Annotated in this window: 16 protein-coding genes; 4 read left to right on the forward strand and 12 right to left on the reverse strand. The window is 62.8% G+C overall.

Going from position 1 to position 18537, the window contains the following annotated elements; all coding sequences use genetic code 11:
- Positions 1–72: 72 nt before the first annotated feature.
- From FHS06_RS03375 to FHS06_RS03400, 6 genes are all read right to left on the reverse strand, one after another.
- The gene (locus tag FHS06_RS03375; RefSeq protein WP_167045431.1) at positions 73–1191 is read right to left on the reverse strand and encodes an ABC transporter permease; all 1119 of its coding nucleotides are present in this window, start codon (positions 1189–1191) and stop codon (positions 73–75) included.
- Entirely contained in the window at positions 1188–2072 is an 885-nt protein-coding gene (locus FHS06_RS03380; RefSeq protein WP_167045434.1) for an ABC transporter ATP-binding protein, read from the reverse strand. Before FHS06_RS03380 ends, FHS06_RS03375 begins: the two co-directional genes overlap by 4 nt.
- An 85-nt stretch (positions 2073–2157) precedes the next feature.
- Positions 2158–2814: a response regulator gene (locus FHS06_RS03385; protein WP_167045436.1), complete on the reverse strand. Its 657-nt coding sequence runs from the start codon at positions 2812–2814 to the stop codon at positions 2158–2160.
- Positions 2807–4042, reverse strand: a complete 1236-nt coding sequence (locus FHS06_RS03390; RefSeq protein WP_310734859.1) for a histidine kinase — start codon at positions 4040–4042, stop codon at positions 2807–2809. The genes FHS06_RS03385 and FHS06_RS03390 overlap by 8 nt, the downstream gene beginning before the upstream one ends.
- Before the next feature lie 29 nt (positions 4043–4071).
- Positions 4072–4392: a putative quinol monooxygenase gene (locus FHS06_RS03395; protein WP_167045438.1), complete on the reverse strand. Its 321-nt coding sequence runs from the start codon at positions 4390–4392 to the stop codon at positions 4072–4074.
- Positions 4393–4399: 7 nt separating this feature from the next.
- Positions 4400–5245: an exodeoxyribonuclease III gene (locus FHS06_RS03400; RefSeq protein ID WP_167045440.1), complete on the reverse strand. Its 846-nt coding sequence runs from the start codon at positions 5243–5245 to the stop codon at positions 4400–4402.
- A gap of 374 nt (positions 5246–5619) precedes the next feature.
- Here FHS06_RS03400 and pyrE point away from each other — a divergent pair, with 374 nt between their 5' ends.
- On the forward strand, positions 5620–6198 hold the full coding sequence (pyrE, locus tag FHS06_RS03405) for an orotate phosphoribosyltransferase (RefSeq protein ID WP_167045442.1): 579 nt from the start codon (positions 5620–5622) through the stop codon (positions 6196–6198).
- Between the two features lie 104 nt (positions 6199–6302).
- Here the strand turns inward: pyrE and FHS06_RS03410 are convergent, their stop codons facing one another.
- Complete coding sequence (locus tag FHS06_RS03410; protein WP_167045444.1) at positions 6303–7127, reverse strand: HAD-IIA family hydrolase; 825 nt, start codon at positions 7125–7127, stop codon at positions 6303–6305.
- Between the two features lie 88 nt (positions 7128–7215).
- Here FHS06_RS03410 and FHS06_RS03415 point away from each other — a divergent pair, with 88 nt between their 5' ends.
- Both FHS06_RS03415 and gad read left to right on the forward strand, forming a co-directional pair.
- Positions 7216–8202 (forward strand): SDR family NAD(P)-dependent oxidoreductase, encoded by a 987-nt coding sequence (locus FHS06_RS03415; protein WP_167045446.1) that lies wholly within the window; start codon positions 7216–7218, stop codon positions 8200–8202.
- 71 nt (positions 8203–8273) lie between these two features.
- Positions 8274–9638 (forward strand): glutamate decarboxylase, encoded by a 1365-nt coding sequence (gene gad / locus FHS06_RS03420; RefSeq protein ID WP_167045449.1) that lies wholly within the window; start codon positions 8274–8276, stop codon positions 9636–9638.
- 35 nt (positions 9639–9673) lie between these two features.
- Here the strand turns inward: gad and FHS06_RS03425 are convergent, their stop codons facing one another.
- The 3 genes from FHS06_RS03425 to FHS06_RS03435 are packed head-to-tail and all read right to left on the reverse strand — an operon-like array spanning position 9674 to position 14141.
- Positions 9674–11386, reverse strand: coding sequence for an aldehyde dehydrogenase family protein (locus FHS06_RS03425; protein WP_167045452.1), 1713 nt, complete (start codon positions 11384–11386; stop codon positions 9674–9676).
- Between the two features lie 42 nt (positions 11387–11428).
- Positions 11429–13825, reverse strand: coding sequence for an acyltransferase family protein (locus tag FHS06_RS14290; protein WP_310734858.1), 2397 nt, complete (start codon positions 13823–13825; stop codon positions 11429–11431).
- Between the two features lie 55 nt (positions 13826–13880).
- The gene (locus FHS06_RS03435; protein WP_167045454.1) at positions 13881–14141 is read right to left on the reverse strand and encodes a glutaredoxin family protein; all 261 of its coding nucleotides are present in this window, start codon (positions 14139–14141) and stop codon (positions 13881–13883) included.
- Positions 14142–14276: 135 nt separating this feature from the next.
- On the opposite strand from FHS06_RS03435, the gene FHS06_RS03440 reads away from it, so the two are divergent.
- Positions 14277–15419 (forward strand): glycosyltransferase, encoded by a 1143-nt coding sequence (locus FHS06_RS03440; protein ID WP_167045457.1) that lies wholly within the window; start codon positions 14277–14279, stop codon positions 15417–15419.
- Between the two features lie 21 nt (positions 15420–15440).
- Here the strand turns inward: FHS06_RS03440 and FHS06_RS03445 are convergent, their stop codons facing one another.
- A complete protein-coding gene (locus tag FHS06_RS03445) occupies positions 15441–16577 on the reverse strand; it encodes a polysaccharide deacetylase family protein (RefSeq protein WP_167045461.1) in 1137 nt (378 codons plus the stop codon).
- A gap of 61 nt (positions 16578–16638) precedes the next feature.
- Entirely contained in the window at positions 16639–18321 is a 1683-nt protein-coding gene (pgi, locus tag FHS06_RS03450) for a glucose-6-phosphate isomerase (RefSeq protein ID WP_167045464.1), read from the reverse strand.
- Positions 18322–18537: the final 216 nt, after the last annotated feature.

Raw genomic sequence — 18537 nt, forward strand, 5'->3', positions numbered from 1 at the left:
ACGAAAGCCGCCGCCAAAATGTTCCCGGTTGCGACCTGTGAGTCTTCGATGAGTGGCGAACCACTCAGGCGCTCACCGGGACTTCAGTGCATCAACGAGCTTCACGCGCGCGCCCATTCGCAGGAGTGACCCGGAATAGATACGTGACGCCACCAAGATCGCGGCGATACAGGTCGCTGCCAAGACGACGAGTGAGACAAGTGGTTCCCACCACTGCGCTTCGCCGAGGTAGAGGCGAAGCGGCATGCCGACTGGCGCCGAGAACGGAACATACGACATCACCGTGAGCACCAGCGGGTTGTCGTTGAAGAAGATGACGAGGAAGTAGGGCAGCATGACGAGCATCGTGATCGGAGCTGTCGTGGCGCCGATATCTTCTTGGCGCGACACCATGGCGCCTGCGGCAGCGAAGAGGGATGCCAAAAGCACAAACCCAAGCAAGAAGAAGATGGCGAACCACACGAGCGGCCCGCCAAGGCCCGCCAGGACGAGTTGCTGATCTGTCACCGTGAGTCCGACGACCGCAATCGCTGCGAGTACCAGGATTTGGGCCATGGCCAGAATCGTGTTGCCGATCACCTTGCCGGCAAGGAGGGCACGCACCGGGATCGCAGAAATGAGAAGTTCTACGACGCGGGTTTGTTTCTCCTCCACGACAGACTGCGCGATCGTTCCGCCGAAGGTGGACGCGGCGAGCAAGAAAACGATTCCGAAGCCCAGAGCGACGAAATAACGAAGCAAGAAGTCTGTGCTCGGCGGTTCAAGAAGGTACGTCGCCGGTACCTGACTGAGCGACTGCAAGAGGCCCGAAGGTAGCTCCGTGTCGCCAACAACCGTGAAGTCGAATGCGCCAGCCTCGGCTTCAGGTACAGCGCTCGACGGCACAAGGGCGGCCGAGACGGTGCCATCTTCGACGAGCGCAAGAGCCTCATCAGCAGATGACGCAGCTGTCACTTCGAGACCTGCTGCATCCGGCACGAGACTCGACGTCTCGGTTGTCACGGCGATCGTCGTTGCAGATGTCGAACTCGCGGTGAACCCGCCCCACACCACAGCGGCAAGCGCGATGGCAAACAAGATCAGTGTTGAGATGACGAACGCTTTACTGCGAAGGCGCGATCCGATCTCGCGCTCCGCGACGAGTCTGATGCTCTGCGCCGTGGTGGGTGAGGTGTGTGATGCAGTGCTCATTTGATGACCTCCGTGAAAATCTGGGCGAGCGTCGGACGCTGCGGAGCGAAAGACGTGACGTCGCCCTCTTCAAGCGCGCGACGAAGAACCGCCTGTGCGACATCGCTATCGGGAGCATCGAAGACGGCGCGCCCGGCGGCGAACTCGATGACCGTGACTCCCGGCACGGTGCGAAGCCAACCGGCATCCGTTGTGCAGTTGAGCTCGTATCGGTGGTTCGCGTGCTGCTCGCGAAGCGCGGCACGGGAGCCCGCGGCGCGAATTGTGCCTTCGGCGATGATGATGAGGTCATCGCACAACCGCTCCACCACGTCGAGCTGGTGGGAGGAAAACAGCACGGCAGTGCCGCTCGCGGCCCGCTCTGAGAGCACAGCGGCCACGACATCGACCGCGAGTGGGTCAAGACCCGAGAACGGCTCATCGAGAATGAGCACCTCGGGGTCGTGCACGAGAGCCGCTGCGATCTGTGCGCGCTGCTGATTGCCGAGTGACAGGGTCTCGACGGTGTCGTTGAGGCGCTCGCCGAGGCCCAGCCTGTCGAGAAGCGCTGTCGCGTTGGCCGTGGCATCGGCCTTGCTGTAGCCGTGCAGCCGCGCCAAGTAAGCGATGTGCTCGCCGACCTTCATCTTTGGGTAGAGCCCGCGTTCCTCCGGCATGTATCCGAAGCGGCGGCGGTCATCGGCTGTCACTCGTGAGCCGTTGAGCTCGACGGTTCCCCCGTCTGATGCCAGCACGCCCAGGGCGATTCGCATGGTCGTGGTCTTGCCCGCGCCGTTTCCGCCGACGAACCCCGTCAGCCGCCCGGGCTCCACATGGAATCCGACGTTGTCGAGCACGCGGCGCTCGCCATAGTTCTTCGTAACTCCGGTGAGTTGGAGCATGGAACCTCCCTGTGTTTTCAACGACCGTTCGCCAACGACGCTACGGGGAGGGGTACGGCATCCGCTTCCCCCGGAGGAGGGATCTTTAGACCAGACCGTGCCGGTACGCGAGCACAATCGCATGAGCTCGATCGCGCGCGCCGAGCTTCTGCAGCAGGTTAGAGACGTGAGTCTTGACGGTTTGCTCGCCGATGAAAAGACGCGCGGCGATTTCGGCATTCGACTGCGCATCTGCAAGCAGCGCGAGCACCTCGCGTTCGCGTTCGGTAAGCGGCGGCGAGTTCGGAGTGATCGGGGCGGGTGGCGATGTGGGGGCCCCAGCGAACCGGGCGATGACGCGCCGCGTGACTTCGGGGGCAAGTAGTGCATCGCCGGCGGCGACTACACGCACAGCGTTGACCAGCTCTTCGGGCCCTGCGTTCTTCAGCAGAAAACCACTGGCACCGGCTTCGAGTGCGGCGAAAAGGTAGTCATCTCGGTCGAATGTTGTCACGACCAGAACCGCAGCTGACACTGCGGGGTCTGACACGATCCGCTCGGTGGCAACAAGGCCATCCATATCGGGCATCTGCACGTCCATACAGACGACATCGGGGTGAAGATCATTGGCAAGGCGCACGGCAGCGGCGCCTGTGGAAGCCTCGCCGACAACCTCGAATCCTGCGGCCTCCAAAATGACGCGGAAGCCCGCGCGCATCATGGCGTGGTCATCGGCGAGCAGCACGCGCACGGTCTTACTCATCATCGTTCCCTGTGAGCGGCGCCCGCACGCGCACCACGAAACCGCCTTCGCGAATCGGCAACAGCTCAATGCTGCCGCCCGAGGCGGCAGCTCGCTCGCGCATGCCGCGATGGCCCATGCCCGGACGGGTCGACGTGGGAACGCGCCCCGTGTTCGATACCTCCAACTCGACTTCGCTCGACAAATAGCGCAGGCGCACGTCAGCGGTCGCGTCGTGCCCGCCGTGCCGGCGCGCATTCGTCAGCGCCTCCTGCGCGATGCGATACAGGTTTACTTCGACAGTCGCTGGCACTTTCTGGGGCTCGCCCACAAGATGAAACTTCGTGGGCAAACCCGCCGCTGCGCTTTCAGCAACGAGCTTTTCTAGCTCGGTGAGACTCGGTGCCGTCAAAGTAGCATCCGGCTCATCACCGGCCCGGAGCGTCTGCAGGAGGTGCCGCATTTCAGTCAGTGCTGTGCGAGCCGACTCTTCAACCTGAGCGAGAGTGCGGGTTGCGGCATCCGGGTCTGTAGGGAGCACCGTCCGCGCAGCGCCCGCTTGCACACCCATAAGAGACACATGGTGAGCGACGACATCGTGAAGTTCCCGCGCGATACGTAGTCGCTCGAGCTCGACGGCTTGAGCCGCCGTGCGTGCACGCTCGCGTTCGAGCTCGGCCGTCCGCTCCTCCAGCGCGCGGCGCTGCTCGGCTGCCGCCCACGTGCGTTCGCCGAAGTAGTAGGCGCCGCCGAAGTAGAGGACGTTGATCAAGATGTTGATGAGCATGAAGGCGGCATATGCCGAGAACATTCCGGCGCGCGAAAGCCCGTCGTCTGCCGACGAAGAAGACGCATCGACGAAAAGCGAAACGAGCAGCCAGGTGAACATCCCGACGATGATCGCGATGCGTGTCCAACGAGCACGCTTGCGGTTCGGATCCCACGCTCCCACGGTGTAGAACGTGATGAACATCGCGATATTGCCGGCATAGATCTCGGGGACTCGCAGCGACACCGCAACGAAATAGGCGGTTGCGATGATGATTGCGACCGTAGACGGAAAGCGGCGGCGGAATGCGAGAGGCACGGCAAGAACGAATGCGTAGGCGATGGCCATCGGCATCCCAGCCTGGTTTGTTCCGTACATGCCGGCGACTGAAGATAGCGCGGCGCTCAGTACTGCGCCGAGACACGTCGCGGCGGCAAGGAACGCGTCGCTTCGGCGTTGCGCGGGAGTGAGCGGTGGCACCCCCTAACGGTACGGGGGATGCGCGCGTGCTACCTCCCCCGTGTGGGGGAGTCGATGGTCTGCGCGCTGAAATGCCGGAGCGTCAACGGGCGCTGCAGATAGCGGTCTTCGTCTGGAAAAGTCACCGGTTCGGTGGCCCAATTCACGCCCGCATAGTGCGCGAGGCCTTCTTCACTTGCCCACCGGCTGACGTAGAGAATGCGATCGGGGTCATGGTGGTCGACAAGTACTTCGTGGTCGATCAGTCCGGGGTACGCGGCGGGAAAACCCTCGACGAGCGCGTGCAGCGTTGTGAGGAACTCGGCCCTTGACTCTGGACGAACGAGCGCCTCGGAGGTGCGGACGATCATGAGGGGATCAACCGAAGATCATCGGGCGATCGTCGTCGTCATCGGGACCCGTGAGGTCGAGGTCGATGACCACTGGAACGTGGTCGCTCGGGATCTCGCCCTTCCGCTCGTCGCGGTGAATCTTGGCGCCGGTGACGGCATCTGCCAACGCGTGCGACCCGAGGATGAAGTCGATGCGGATCCCCTCATTGCGGGGGAAACGGAGCTGCTTGTAGTCCCAGTAGGTGTAGCCCGTCGGGATGAGAGGGCGAACGGTGTCGGTGAGCCCAGCATCGAGCAAGCCTGCGAACGCCTCGCGCTCGGGAACCGAGACGTGTGTCGTCACCCCTTCGATGAGAGTCGGGTCGCCGTTGTCTTCGTCGGTGGGCACGATGTTGAAATCGCCCACCAGCGCGAGGGCAAGGTCGGGGTCTTTGGCCAGCGCATCGCGGGTGTACCCGGTGAGAGCACTCAACCATTCGAGCTTGTAGCGGTAGTGCGGGTCGTCGAGGCCTCGGCCGTTCGGCACGTAGAGGCTCCACACTTTGACGCCGCCGATCGTTGCGCCGAGAGCGCGCGCCTCTTGCGGAGCTCCCGGGCCCTCGTGGCCCTTGAGGAAGCCCGGCATGTCAGGAAACGCGTACTCAACGTCTTCGATGGGCTCACGGCTTGCGATCGCTACGCCGTTCCACTGATTGAGGCCATGCGCCACGACGTGGTAACCGGCATCCTCGAACGGACCATACGGAAACTGCTCCGGCTTGCACTTGATTTCTTGCATCGCCAACACATCGACGCTCTCGCGCACGCAAAAGTCGACGGTGCGCGCAACGCGCGCGCGGATGGAGTTGACGTTCCAGGTAGCCAGGCGCATGGAATCCAGCCTAGAGCTGGGCGGGCATCAGCGTGCCCCGTGTTGCCCCGGCATCCTGTGTTCGCTCCCCGACCCTCCCGCCCTGCACGCTGCCCCGACCTCCGCAACCCTGGCCCAGGCCTTGTGCCCTGCACCGCCCCCGCCCGCCCTGTGCCCTGCACTAACTCAGGCTGCAGGGCATGTGTGACGGGTTTTGGGGGTGTGGGCGCGGCATCCTGCCTGAGTTAGTGCAGGGGGGCGGCAGGTATGGAGCGGAGGAAAGCGCGGAGACGGGGCGGCGCGGAGACGGGGCGGCGCGGAGACGGGGCGGCGAGGAGACGGGGCGGCGAGGCGGCGGGGCGCTCTAGAAACACGGTGCGCTCTAGAATCAAGACGTGACTGTCGCCTCTACGCCCGAGATCGAATCCGACCGCCAAGCCCTCATTGCGCTCATCAAAGATGAGGCGGTGTTCCACGGCGACTTCACGCTGTCGAGCGGCAAGAAGGCGACGTACTACGTCGACATGCGAAAGCTCACGCTCGACCACCGCGCGGCTCCTGCGATCGGCCGCATCATGCTCGATCTCGTCCGCGACGTCGAGGGCGTTGTCGCGGTTGGTGGGCTCACGCTCGGTGCTGACCCCATCGCCAACGCTGTGATGCACGAATCGGTGCACGCCCACCACCCGCTCGACGCATTCGTCGTGCGCAAAGAGCCGAAAGACCACGGCCGCGGGCGTCAGGTTGAGGGTGCGGATGTCGCGGGTAAACGCGTCGTCGTGCTCGAGGACACCTCCACCACTGGCCAGTCGGCCCTCAAAGCGGTCGAAGCGCTTCGGCGTGAAGGCGCTGAGCCGGTGGCGGTCGCTGTGATCGTCGACCGCAAGACCGGGGCACAGGCCGCTGTCGAGGCTGCCGGGCTGCAGTGGCTTGCTGCGATCGACCTCAATGACTTGGGTCTCGCGCCCCAGTAGTCAGTCGCGATCGCGGCGGAACCACTGCCACGCAAAAACCACGAGCGCTCCGAGCGTCGTGACGAGCGCCGTGAGCAGCACGAGGTTCTGCCCGAGGTCATCGCTCACAGAACGTCGGTGACTCCGGCGTCGGGCATTTCTGACTCGAACGGGCCGGTCGAGATGAGGTCTGCAACAGAATCCAGCACCTCATCGGGGCGGAATGGGTAGCGCTCGATTTCGGCCGCGTCACTGATTCCGGTCATGACGAGCACAGTGTGCAACCCAGCTTCGATGCCAGCGACGACATCGGTGTCCATGCGGTCACCGATCATGCCCGTCGTTTCGGAGTGCGCCCCGATGCGGTTGAGCGCCGAGCGGAACATCATGGGGTTCGGCTTACCGACGACGTAGGGATCTTTGCCCGTGGCCTTTGTGATGAGGGCGGCAAATGATCCCGTCGCGGGAACGACACCCTCGGAGGTGGGCCCGGTGGCATCCGGGTTGGTCACGATGAACCGTGCTCCGGCGTTGATGAACCGGATGGCTTTGGTGATCGCTTCGAAAGAGTACTGGCGGGTCTCGCCCACGACCACGTAGTCGGGCTGAGATTCAGTGATGATGTAGCCCGCTTCGTGGAGCGCGGTGGTGAGACCCGCCTCGCCGATGACGAAGGCCGACCCACCCGGAAGCTGCGACTTCAAGAATTCGGCCGTGGCCAGGGCCGAGGTCCAGATGTTGTCTTCGGGAACGTCGAGCCCCGAGCGTCGCAGCCTCGCGCTCAAATCGCGGGGTGTGAATATTGGGTTGTTCGTCAGTACGAGAAAGGGCGTGCCACCGTCGCGCCACTGCGCGAGGAGCTCAGCGGCTCCGGGAACGGGTCGGTTTTCGTGCACCAGCACGCCGTCCATGTCGGTGAGCCAGCAATCAATGTCCGCGCGGGTTCGCATGTGCCCAGCTTAGAACTATGACCTGTGACGGACGAGACCTTCGGCGCGCGGTCGACCGCATCGAGCGCGTGCCACTAGGGTCGGTTGCGTGAGCCGACGCGCTGCGGACTGGAATCCGCGCCTTCTGCCCGACCTCACGGGTCGGACATACCTTGTCACGGGTTCCAACGCGGGCTTGGGCTTCTTTTCAAGTGAGCAACTCGCCCGGGCAGGAGCGCGGGTCATCATGACCGGTCGCAGCCCCAATCGGTTGGCGGCAGCACGCAGCGCCCTGCTGTCACGACTAGCGGATGCCACAACAACAGGCCCGGTCGACACTCTTCTGCTCGACACGAGCAATTTGGGCTCGGTGCGTGCCGCAGCGGCCTCCGTAAAGCACATGGTGCGACGCGGACTGCGCTTCGAAAGTCGCATCGATGGTCTCTTGCTCAACGCCGGTACCGTGCATCCCCCGAAAGAGCGCCGCCAAACGCTCGACGGAAATGAGCTTGTCTTCGCCACGAACGTGCTGGGTCATTTTGCGCTCGCCGGTGAGCTGCTTCCGGCGCTTGCCGCGGCGCGTGGCCGCATGGTCTGGCTCGGAAGCATGTCGACGTCGATGGGTTCGTACGATCCGGTCGATCCGCAACTCGTCAATGACTACAGTCCGTGGCGCGCCTATGTGCAATCGAAGGTTGCAACGACTGCGCTCGGCCTTGAAGCTCATCGGCGTCTGCGCGAAGCGGGCGTGCCGGTCGATAGCGTGATTGCGCATCCCGGGTACGCGATAAGTGGACGAACACCTTTTGTTCGGGGCGTCAACGAGCCGAGCCGAAGGGCGCGCTTCGTCGACAATCTGCAGGCTCCCATCACTCAGTCGAAAGAACACGGCGCGTGGTCGCTGGTTCGCGCCCTGGTCGACCCCGATATCGATGGTGGGCAGATGTGGGGCCCCAAATTCATCACACACGGCGAGCCGCGACGCACGACGCCGGCACGGCTCACGCGCAGCGTCGAACTTGGCGATCGGCTCTGGCACGTCTGCGAAACGGCCGCTCAGGTTCGGTGGCCATTCGAGAAAGCTGCTCGAGTCTGACGTAAGACTCCTGACTCTGCCGCCACCCGAAGATCATGGCCACCCCGATAAACCTGTAAGAAAGGCGCTCGATGTCAGACGATGAACTTACGCCGGTATTTGACCGAGGTACCCGAGAGCACTCACGCTCTCGAAACCGCCTTCGGGCTGAGCCGATGCTTCCCGAGACGGCCTATCAACTTGTGCACGATGAAGCCTTGCTCGATGGCAACGCGCGCCTGAATCTCGCCACGTTCGTGACGACCTGGATGGACGATCACGCCAACCGGCTGTACGCCGAGACGTTCGATAAGAACATGATCGATAAAGATGAGTACCCCTCGACTGCTGCAGTAGAAGATCACTGCTGGCGAATTCTCGGAGAGCTGTGGAACGCCCCGAACGTCGACGATGCCGTGGGTACATCTACGACAGGTTCGAGTGAAGCCTGCATGCTGGGAGGGCTCGCGTTCAAACGCCGGTGGCAGCATGCCCGTCGTGCTGAGGGCAAGTCGACAGAGAAGCCGAACCTTGTGATGTCGAGTGCTGTGCAGGTGTGCTGGGAGAAGTTCTGCAACTACTGGGACGTCGAAATGCGCCTCGTGCCAGTGAACGCTGAACACCCCGTCTTCGATGGCTCAGATCTCGAAAACTACGTCGACGAAAACACGATTGGTGTCGTCGCGATCATGGGCGTCACATACACGGGCGCATACGAGCCGGTGCGAGACATCGCCGCGAAGCTCGATGAGATCCAGGAGAAAACGGGCTTCGACATCCCGATTCACGTTGATGGAGCGTCGGGCGCGATGATCGCACCGTTTGTGCAGCCTGACCTTGAATGGGACTTTCGCCTCCCGCGTGTGCACTCCATCTCAACCTCCGGCCATAAATACGGCGGCGTCTACCCGGGTCTCGGGTGGGTCGTCTGGCGCGAAACCAAGTGGCTTCCGGAAGATCTCGTGATGCGCGTGTCGTATCTCGGTGGCGACATGCCCACTTTTGCGCTCAACTTCTCGCGCCCCGGCGCCCAGGTGCTGCTGCAGTACTACCTGTTCTTGCGTCTCGGGTTCGCAGGCTACGCAGAAATGCAGCAGGGATCGCAGGATGTCGCGGTGTTCCTGTCCCGTGCCATCGGCGAAATGAAGCCCTTCCGTCTCATCAGCTCGGGCACCGACATCCCGGTGTTCGCGTGGACGATGAACGACGATTACACCGACAAGTGGACGCTGTATGACCTCAGCGACCGGCTACGGATGCGGGGATGGTTGATTCCGGCGTATCCGCTTCCCGCGGACCTCGAGAAGGTCATCGTGCAGCGGATAGTCGTGCGGGCTGACCTCAGCCTCGATATGGCGCAGAAACTCATGGGTGACTTCCGGGATGAAGTCGGCTACCTCGACGCTCTACCGGCGCCGATGCCTGACGCAGAACGGGCGCCGGCCTTCCACCACTGAGCTTGTCTCAACACTGAGCTGGTCGGCCCGCACGCTCACGCACGCATCGCGAGCGCAAGCGTGCGGGCCAGCCGCAGTGGGTCGTGATCGGTCTGAAACTTCGTGAGTCCCTCGCCGACTCGATCAGCTGTGCGCGATGTGACGAACCACGGTGGACGAGCTATCACCGAGAACTGGCCGTGGCGCACGCTATCGATCGAGGCCGAGCGCGGGAACGGCCGGAACGGCCCGCGCAGAACCGAACGTTCAACCCGGTCGAGTAAGAGCGCGTTGTGGACGACCCCGAGCCCGCTCCCGACGTCACTGATGGTGCCGCCCGGATAAGCGCCCCACGACAAGACGGGTGTTGCGAAGACAACTCCCGTCCAGGTGTTTATGGCGATGCCTCCGTAGTGCAGATCGCTGATCGCTCGCTCGAATCCGGCTCCGAGAGCCGATTCCGTGGCGGGGTCGATGAGCACGTTGGCGCCGAGGGTTCCGACGAGCTTGTTATTGGCGTGGACGACCGCAGCATCGAGAAACTCTAGTCCGCTTCCGGCTAGTTCGACAACACCCAGTACCGGCGCGAAGTATTCCGTCGTCTCAAGGTCGTTTGCCTCTCCTGGTAAAAGGTCAACGAGCGCACGCATGCCATCGCGGCTCCACGTCGCCTCGGGATAGTCGCGGCGCGCTGTGGCCAGCTTTTCGTCGCTGCGTGGGTACCAGACTGCTCGATCCGGTGCATCGCGGTAGGCAGAGCCGAGGGCTTCGAGAAACTTCTCCCTCAGGTGCCAGTCGCGACTGATGATCACAACCTGGCCCGCTACGCAGTTGTGACCGCCGTTGTGAAGCCGCATCGTCACGATGTGCTCGGCTTGGTAGCGCAGATCGGCATCGCTCCACGCGCCCGGAACCACGATGACGGGCGCGACCCCGCCGAGTTCTGCCGTGATGGGGGTCTGCAGGGCAGGGTCGGCGCGTTCTTTGTCGCCGCCCCAGACGATCGCGTCGAACGTTGCGGCAGATCCCGTGATGTGCACGTGAGAGATACCAGGATGCTGCGTCAGGTACGCACCGACGTCACCACCGCCGGTCACGATCCGGACGAAGCCCGGCTCGATGAGTGGGGCGAGGGCTCGTCGGAACACGTCGGCGAGAGCGTCTTGAGTGGGGTTGAGCTTTAACAGCACCACTCGTCCTGCAGCGAGCAGTTCGTAGAACGCATCGAGCACGGGTATCCCGGTGACGTTTCCGGCGCCGAGCACCAGCCCGATCCCGTGGTTCTCACGCGGATGCCGCTGCGCAAGTCCGGCGTGAATGTGAGCGTCGTCGAGCGAGACTCCCGGCTCAAGCCAGATTTCACCCCGAAAGCCCGAAAGCACGAGGTGATCGAGCGGTACCGCAGGGAACGCGTGAATACGCAGGCGACCGCCGGGAGCTGTGTCGGTCGAAATGCCCTCGAGCGGACTCTTACCCGCCGCGAGCGCTGCGAGTGAACGCCCATACGCGCTGAGAGCTTGCAGGGTCACGTAGGGTCCGGTGAGCCATTCTTCACCGCGCAGCGGACTTCCGGGGTCGATGCTTTTTGCGCGTGATGCCGCTTCAACCCAGTCATCCGCAACGGCGGCGACGGTCATTCTCACACGCTCCAAGAGCTGCGAACGCTGCGTCACTGTGAGGTTGGCCCATATTCGCGCACCTGTCTCGAGGCTCTCGATCGCGCTGTCGATGTCAGAGCGGGTGGCTTCAGCAAGTGTCGAATCGCTCATTGCTCGGCCCTTCGTTGGGTGCGCCAGATGTGGATCCTCAGCCTAGTTTGCCGACGTCGACATGAGTCCAAGCTGTTCGAGATTCCACCGGATAACCGGCGCAATGTGCTGGGCGTAGGCGGCCGTCATATGGGTCTGGTCGTACTTCGTGGGTATTCCGCCAGCAAAAGCTGGACACGAGTTTTCCCAGCAACTGAAAGTGAGCGAGCTCATCGAGGTGTCGCCGGAGGCGGCCGCTGCGACTTCCATCGCCATCTCGTATTCGGTCCACGTCGAGTCGACGCCCGAAAGGCAGTTGAGCGGGCTCGTGAGCGGCGAGTAGCAGCTACCGAGGCTTGCTCCCATTGGAGGCGGGGCGAGGTAGAGAACGCGACCTGCGGCGTTGAATTGCTCGAGTTCAGACTGAGTGCTCGATACCAGATCAGTCACCGACAGCGGCTGGCCTGCGACAGTGTTGCCGAGTGTGTACGCGTTCGAGACGACGACCAGATCTGGTGAATCGGCTGACACGATTGCCGCGATGTCAGCCTTTCGTTGAGTGCAGGCATCCATCACTCCAGCACCCGAGTTCTCGACGAGCACGTCGGTGAACCGGCATCCGTACAGCCCTATGGTCGTGATGCGCCAGTTGCCACTACTGCTTTCAGCGATCTGTTTGAACGCGGGAGCGTACGCCATGGCCGTCGAGTCGCCGACGAGATACATGTGGTGCGGAGCACTGGAACTTCCCCACGTGCACGCGTCAACGTTCGGAGCGGTGGCGGGCTCGAAACACGTGCGCGCGGGGTTGGTTTGTGATCCGTTGGTGATGGCGTTGTCCATCGATGGGTTGAGATCGGGCCACTCCGTCGCTTGGGTTGCTGCGGCAAGCTCCGCCTGAATAGCCGGCGTCGGGTCGGTCGCATCGTCCGCTGAGGCCACGGCTGTCGGCCCGATAGGAGTGATCAGCGAGCCACCCATCGCGCTATTTGTTAGCAGCAGAAGCGCTGTGAGGGCAACCGCGAAGCCGCCTGCCGTGATTCCGAGCTGCGACCCGAACTTTTCGCGCCACTGCGACCACGCGGCGCGCTTGTTCTCTCGAGCCGAGATCGCCACGGTGGGTACGTCTTGTGCCGCCGGCGTCGTGGGGTTCTCTAGAGCGACTTGCTGCGGGGGAGCGACGCGGGGCGCCACGGGTCGCGGCGTCGCTCCGGGAAAGTATCGCTGCCCTGGGGTCCATCCCGCGGGGCGGGTTTCGGCCCGTGCTGCGGGTGTTACGACTGGTTGCGGTTGAACGGATGCTGGTTGCTTCTTGGCTGGTACTCCAGAGGTTTCTGAATACCGCCGCAACCACGGAGAGCGATGAATCGGCTGCTCAATGAGGAAGTAAGAGGTCAGGGAAAAAACGAGAATCGCGCCAACCACGATCGCCAGCGTCAGGCCGGTGCTCCCAGGAAGGAGAACAGCCGCGAACACGATGACCGGAAAGTGCCAGAGGTACAGCGAGTAAGAGATGTTGCCGAAGAAAACGCTCACTGGATTCGTGAGCGGAAACAGATGCGCTTCGGCGCCACCCCTCATGCCGCCGATGATCACGAGGGCTGCGCCACACACCGGGAGGGCAGCGCCGGGACCTGGAAAAGGCGGATCAGAGGGGGTCAGCAGAAAGAATGAAGCGACGACTCCCGCGAGCCCTAACCAGCTGAGGAGACCTCCGAGCGCTGCAGGTATTCGCACGAGTTGTGAAGCAAGAACCGCGATCAGTGCGCCGAGCGCGATTTCCCACGCTCGCGTCAGTGTCGAAAAGTAAGCGACCGTCGCATCGCCCGTGCTCTGCACGACAGCCCACGCGAATGACGCAGCGATCACTGTGGTGGCAAGTACGCCAACCACGGTTCGGGCATGTGCCGTCTTCCGCACTGCCACGGGCAGAATCAGCAGTACGCACGCGAGTGCAACCGGCCACACGAGGTAAAACTGTTCCTCCACCGAGAGTGACCAAAAATGCTGCAGGGGTGAGACAGCATCTGCTGCGTGAAAGTAGTCGGTTCCCGCGAGGGCGAAGTTCCAGTTGGCTACGAGGAAGAACGACGAAACGGCGTCCCACATCGTCGCGATGGCGCGGGGACCGTTGAAGGCGAAGAACGCCGCAGCGCTGACAGCGATGAGAACTACGACTGCCGCCGGCAGAATGCGACGGATACGCCGCGCGTAGAACGACCGGAGCGATATCGACCCGGTCGCGGCAACATCTCGCAAAATGATTGCCGTCAGGAGATAGCCCGAAATGACGAAGAATACGTCGACACCAGCGAAACCGCCGGTTGGCCAATCGAGCAGGTGACTCAGTACGACCGCGATGACGGCCACAGCACGAAGCCCCTGAATATCACGACGAGCAGCAGGGCGTGGAACGGCGTCCGCGTTTTGCTGTGTGGAGATGGGGTCGGTCGAGTGCACTTCGTTGCAGAGTTTAAACCCCCGGGACCGCTCCCACCGTCAGGCTGACCAAAGGCTAGATGAGCGAGAGCTCCCGCAGCTTGGCGGCGACATCGTCGTTGCTCGGCTCAACGTGATGCGATGCGTCGGGGTACAGAACAACAGGAATGTTGGTTCGTCCCGAAATTTCGTGTGCAACGTCGGCAGCTTCGGGGGTCGCTACAAGGTCGACGTATTCGTATTTGACGCCAAGTTCATCGAGCTGAGCCTTGGTGCGGCGGCAGTCCCGGCACCAGTCGGCGCCGAAAAGTGTAAGGGGAGTGGTCTGTGTGGTCATGTATCAAGAGTAAAGCCGCATAATCTGGAGGGCTCCTTTGTATTGTGACGCGCGGCGCCAGTTGTGTCTGTGCACATGACACGATGGAGGGGATCGCGCCGGAGGGGGCGAGACCGTTGATTCCGGAGGGGCCGCATGCAGGTCACGGTCATTGTGCCGACGTTCAATGAGGCACCGAACGTCGCCGAGCTCGTGCAGCGAGTGTCTGCTGCAACCGTGGGACTCGAAGCCGAGATCCTTTTCGTCGACGACAGCACCGATGCCACGCCCGCGGCTGTCGCCGCGGCTGCTGCGACTGCCGCGATTCCGGTGCGCCTGATTCATCGTGATCGACCGACCGGGGGGCTCGGCGGTGCAGTGGTCGCCGGGCTGCGTGCTGCCGCCTTCGACGTGTGCATCGTGATGGACGGCGACCTCCAGCATCCGCCAGAGGAAATTCCCACGCTTATTGACCGCTACGAACGCGGCGAGGTAGACGTTGTCGTCGCGTCGAGGTACTCCGGTACTGGGTCGGCCGCGGGGCTCGCCGACCGCACACGCATTGCCGTCTCGAAACTGTCGACAGCGCTCACGAAGGCGATGTTTCCCATTCGACTGAAGGATGTTTCAGACCCGATGACGGGCTTCTTCCTTGTTGATCGGCGCAGTATCGACGTCGATGCGTTGCGTCCGCACGGATTCAAGATTCTGCTCGAACTTCTCGCGCGGCGGCCGCTGCGGGTCTGTGAGGTTCCCTTCGAGTTCGCTGATCGCCACGCCGGCGCCTCGAAGGCCTCACTACGGGAAGGACTGCACTTCTTTGCTCAGCTCACGTCGTTGCGATTCGGCAAGATGTCGCTGTTTGCGATCATCGGCGGTCTCGGTGCGATCGTCAATCTTCTGATCGTCTGGCTGCTCGCGCGCGCGGGGGTTGGCGACATTTTCGCGATGATTGTCGCGGCGGAGGTGACGATCCTCGGCAACTTCGTGCTGCAGGAGCGTTTTGTGTTCAGCGATATGAAGAGCGACGCATCCGGCGTCTGGAGTCGATTTGCCAAGTCGTTCGCTTTCAACAACACCGAGTTGCTCGTGCGCATACCGATTACAGCACTCATGATTTCGACCTGGCACCTGTCGGTCGTTATTGCGACTGCCATCACGTTGGTTGTCGCGTTCTTGGTGCGCTTTATGTTCCACTCGCTTGTGGTCTACGCGCCGCGCTCGTCGCGCCGGCCGTCGAAGATGCGCGCTTTTGTAGAAGAGATTGATCAGCAGGCGATGTCGCCCGGTGAACTTTGAGAACTCCCATACCGGCGAAATTCAGCCGATGAGCGAGATCAGCTCGTTCAACCCCATGCCGTAATTCATCCGGATGCAGGGGAGCGCCAGCTTGTCGGTGCCGACATGCACGTATCCCTGCTCGATGGTGCGTGCCATCTCAAATCCGGCCCGCCTAAGGCCTTCTTTTGCCGTGTCGTTATAGTGGCCAAACGGGTACGCCATGATCTCTTTGGCGCCGAGAACATCCGCTGATGTTTGCATGTCGGCCGCGATCTCTTCGGCGGTGTAATTGACCATGCGGCCATCGCCGTTGGCGCCGGCTTCGTGCATGTCGTGGGTGTGCGAGCGCTGCAACACATACTTCGATGGCGTGCCCTCGGAGCGGAACTTCGTGATGACAAAGGATGTCGTGAGCACACCGTGAGAGTCGACCACCGGTGCTGCCAGCTCGAGCCACGACGAATCAGCGTCGTCGTCGGTGATGATGACCGACCGGTTGGGTAGGAACAGGCGGCCATCGATGAACGCGCTCAGTTCATCCCACGTGGGGAGGTAGAAGCCGGTGTCGGCGATGTAGGTGATCTGCTCTTCGAAGTCACCGATGTAGGCGTAGTTGCCGCGCAACCAACCGTCTTCACCCTCGGGGCGAGTCGTGAACTGGTGGTACATCAAGATCGGTACACCGGTATTCTCGGCGGTGACTTCGTCGGGGGTTACCCAACCGCCGTAGAGCGTGAGTTCGTCGTCGGTGCATGCGACAACGTCTGACCCGTTGACTCGAGCCGCGATGTTGTGCGCTGCGGCATCCGCTTCTGTCGGGTACCACCCAGCAAAGACGTCACCCTCGCGGTCGGGAATTGGAAGGTATGAAAACAGGGCGTCTTGTGTTTGCAGCATCGGCTCATCCGGTACGGAATCTCCCACGAAACTCACCGCGCACGCGGCCGGGTCGTTCGCCTCTTGGAGGAGGGATTCGGCCGCAGTGAGCGGGGTGGGGGTCGGAGTCGCCGTTTTTGTCGACGCGGCGGGAACGGCGGCCGACGGCTCGGACGCCGTGAGGCCCACCGCGACAACGCTCCCCGCGGCAATCAGGCCAACCGCGAGAGCCGACACTCCCACCGCGATCGCGATACGCCGCTTCTTCCGACGTGCTCGACTCGACGAACGTGACGCCATTGCTCCCCCAAGCCTTCAGACCGAGCCAGCGTCGGTGGTGTCGTGATTTTAGCGCGGGTGCTCAGTTCGTGCGGTGCGAGTGGTAGTAGGCGAGCAGTGCCTGAGTGGAGGCATCCTGAGTTGCTGTGGCCTCGGCATCGCCTTCGATAGCGGGAGCGATCTGCTGAGCGAGCTGCTTTCCGAGCTCAACGCCCCACTGGTCGAACGAGTTGATGCCCCAGATGACGCCCTGAGTGAAGGTGATGTGCTCGTAGAGCGCGATCAGCTGGCCGAGCACGTTTGGAGTGAGCGCGGGAGCAAAGATCGACGTTGTCGGCCGGTTGCCCGCGAAGGTGCGTGCGGCAACAAGCGCGCCGGTTGTTCCTTCGGCCTCAACCTCTTCGGCCGTCTTGCCAAACGCGAGAGCCTTGGTCTGCGCGAGAAAGTTCGCGAGGAACAGCGCGTGCACGTCGCGCCCGCCGTCCGCCAGCGGGTACGCGGGGTTTGCGAACGCGATGAAGTCGGCGGGGATCAGGCGTGTGCCCTGGTGAATGAGCTGATAGAACGCGTGCTGCCCGTTGGTGCCGGGTTCTCCCCAGAAGACCTCACCGGTGTCGGTGGTGACGGGGGTGCCATCCCAGCGGACCGACTTGCCGTTCGACTCCATCGTGAGCTGCTGCAAGTACGCCGCGAAGCGGTGCAGCTGCTGAGCGTAGGGGAGAACTGCGTGCGACTGTGCCCCGAGGAACGTCGAGTACCAGACGTTGAGAAGGCCCATGAGCACCGGCACGTTCTCGGCGAGCGGCTGGGTGCGCACGTGCTCATCGACGGTGTGGAAACCGGCGAGCAGCTCGCGGAAGACGTCGGGGCCGAGAGCGATCGCGAGAGACGTGCCGATGGCGGAGTCGACGGAGTAGCGACCGCCCACCCAGTCCCAGAACCCGAAGGCATTTTTCGGGTCGATACCGAACGCTTCGACCTTGTCGAGAGCCGTCGAGACAGCGATGAAGTGGTGAGCCACGGCATCCGTTCGGGATGCCTCGTCGTCGCCGATCGAGCCACGCTTGCTGAGTTCGGCCCAGAGCCAGTCACGCGCAAGGCGCGCATTGGTGAGTGTCTCAAGCGTTGTGAACGTCTTAGACGCCACGATGAACAGCGTGGTCTCGGGGTCGAGGTCGGCTGTCTTCTGGGCCATGTCGGTCGGGTCGATGTTGGAAACGAACCGCGCCTCGATGCCAGCGTCGGCATAGGGCTTGAGAGCTTCGTAGATCATGACGGGGCCGAGGTCGGAGCCACCGATGCCGATGTTGACGATGTGAGTGACCTTCTTGCCGGTGACACCCTTCCACTCACCCGAGCGAACGCCCTCGGCGAAAGCGTCGATGCGGCCGAGTACTTCTTGCACGTCGTCGTCGATGTTCTGTCCGTCAACAACGAGCGCGGGTGTGGCGCCGGCCGGGCGGCGAAGTGCCGTGTGGAGCACCGCACGGTCTTCGGTCGTGTTGATGTGCTCGCCCGCGAGCATGGCCGCGTAGCGCTCGGCGACACCGGTCTGCTCAGCGAGGCGCACGAGCGAGGCGAGGATGTCGTCGGTGACGAGGTTCTTCGACAGGTCGACGTGCAGATCGCCGAGGCCGAAGCTGAATCGGTCGACGCGCCCCGGGTCTGTCTCGAACCACTCCCGCAGGTCTGGCGCGAAGCCATCCTTGTGTGAGGTCAGTTCAGACCAAGCGGACGTTGCGGTGGGGTCGATAGGTGCGCTCACTCGGTCCAAACTACTCCTCACTCCCCCCTCTCAACTACCCGCGAGGGGTCGCAACACGCCGCATACGTTGCCCTCCGGGCGCCGCAATGCGGCGTGTTGCGACCCCTCGAGATGGGGGTGCCGCAGCGTCTGAACGCGACGGGGAGCACCGTTCACCTTCTGGACGCTCGAACGACACCTTCGACGCACGCCGCGTTCACGTCTAGCGCAGAAAGT

The organism is Microbacterium halimionae (assembly GCF_011761265.1).
In the GTDB taxonomy this organism is placed as follows: Bacteria; Actinomycetota; Actinomycetes; order Actinomycetales; family Microbacteriaceae; genus Microbacterium; species Microbacterium halimionae.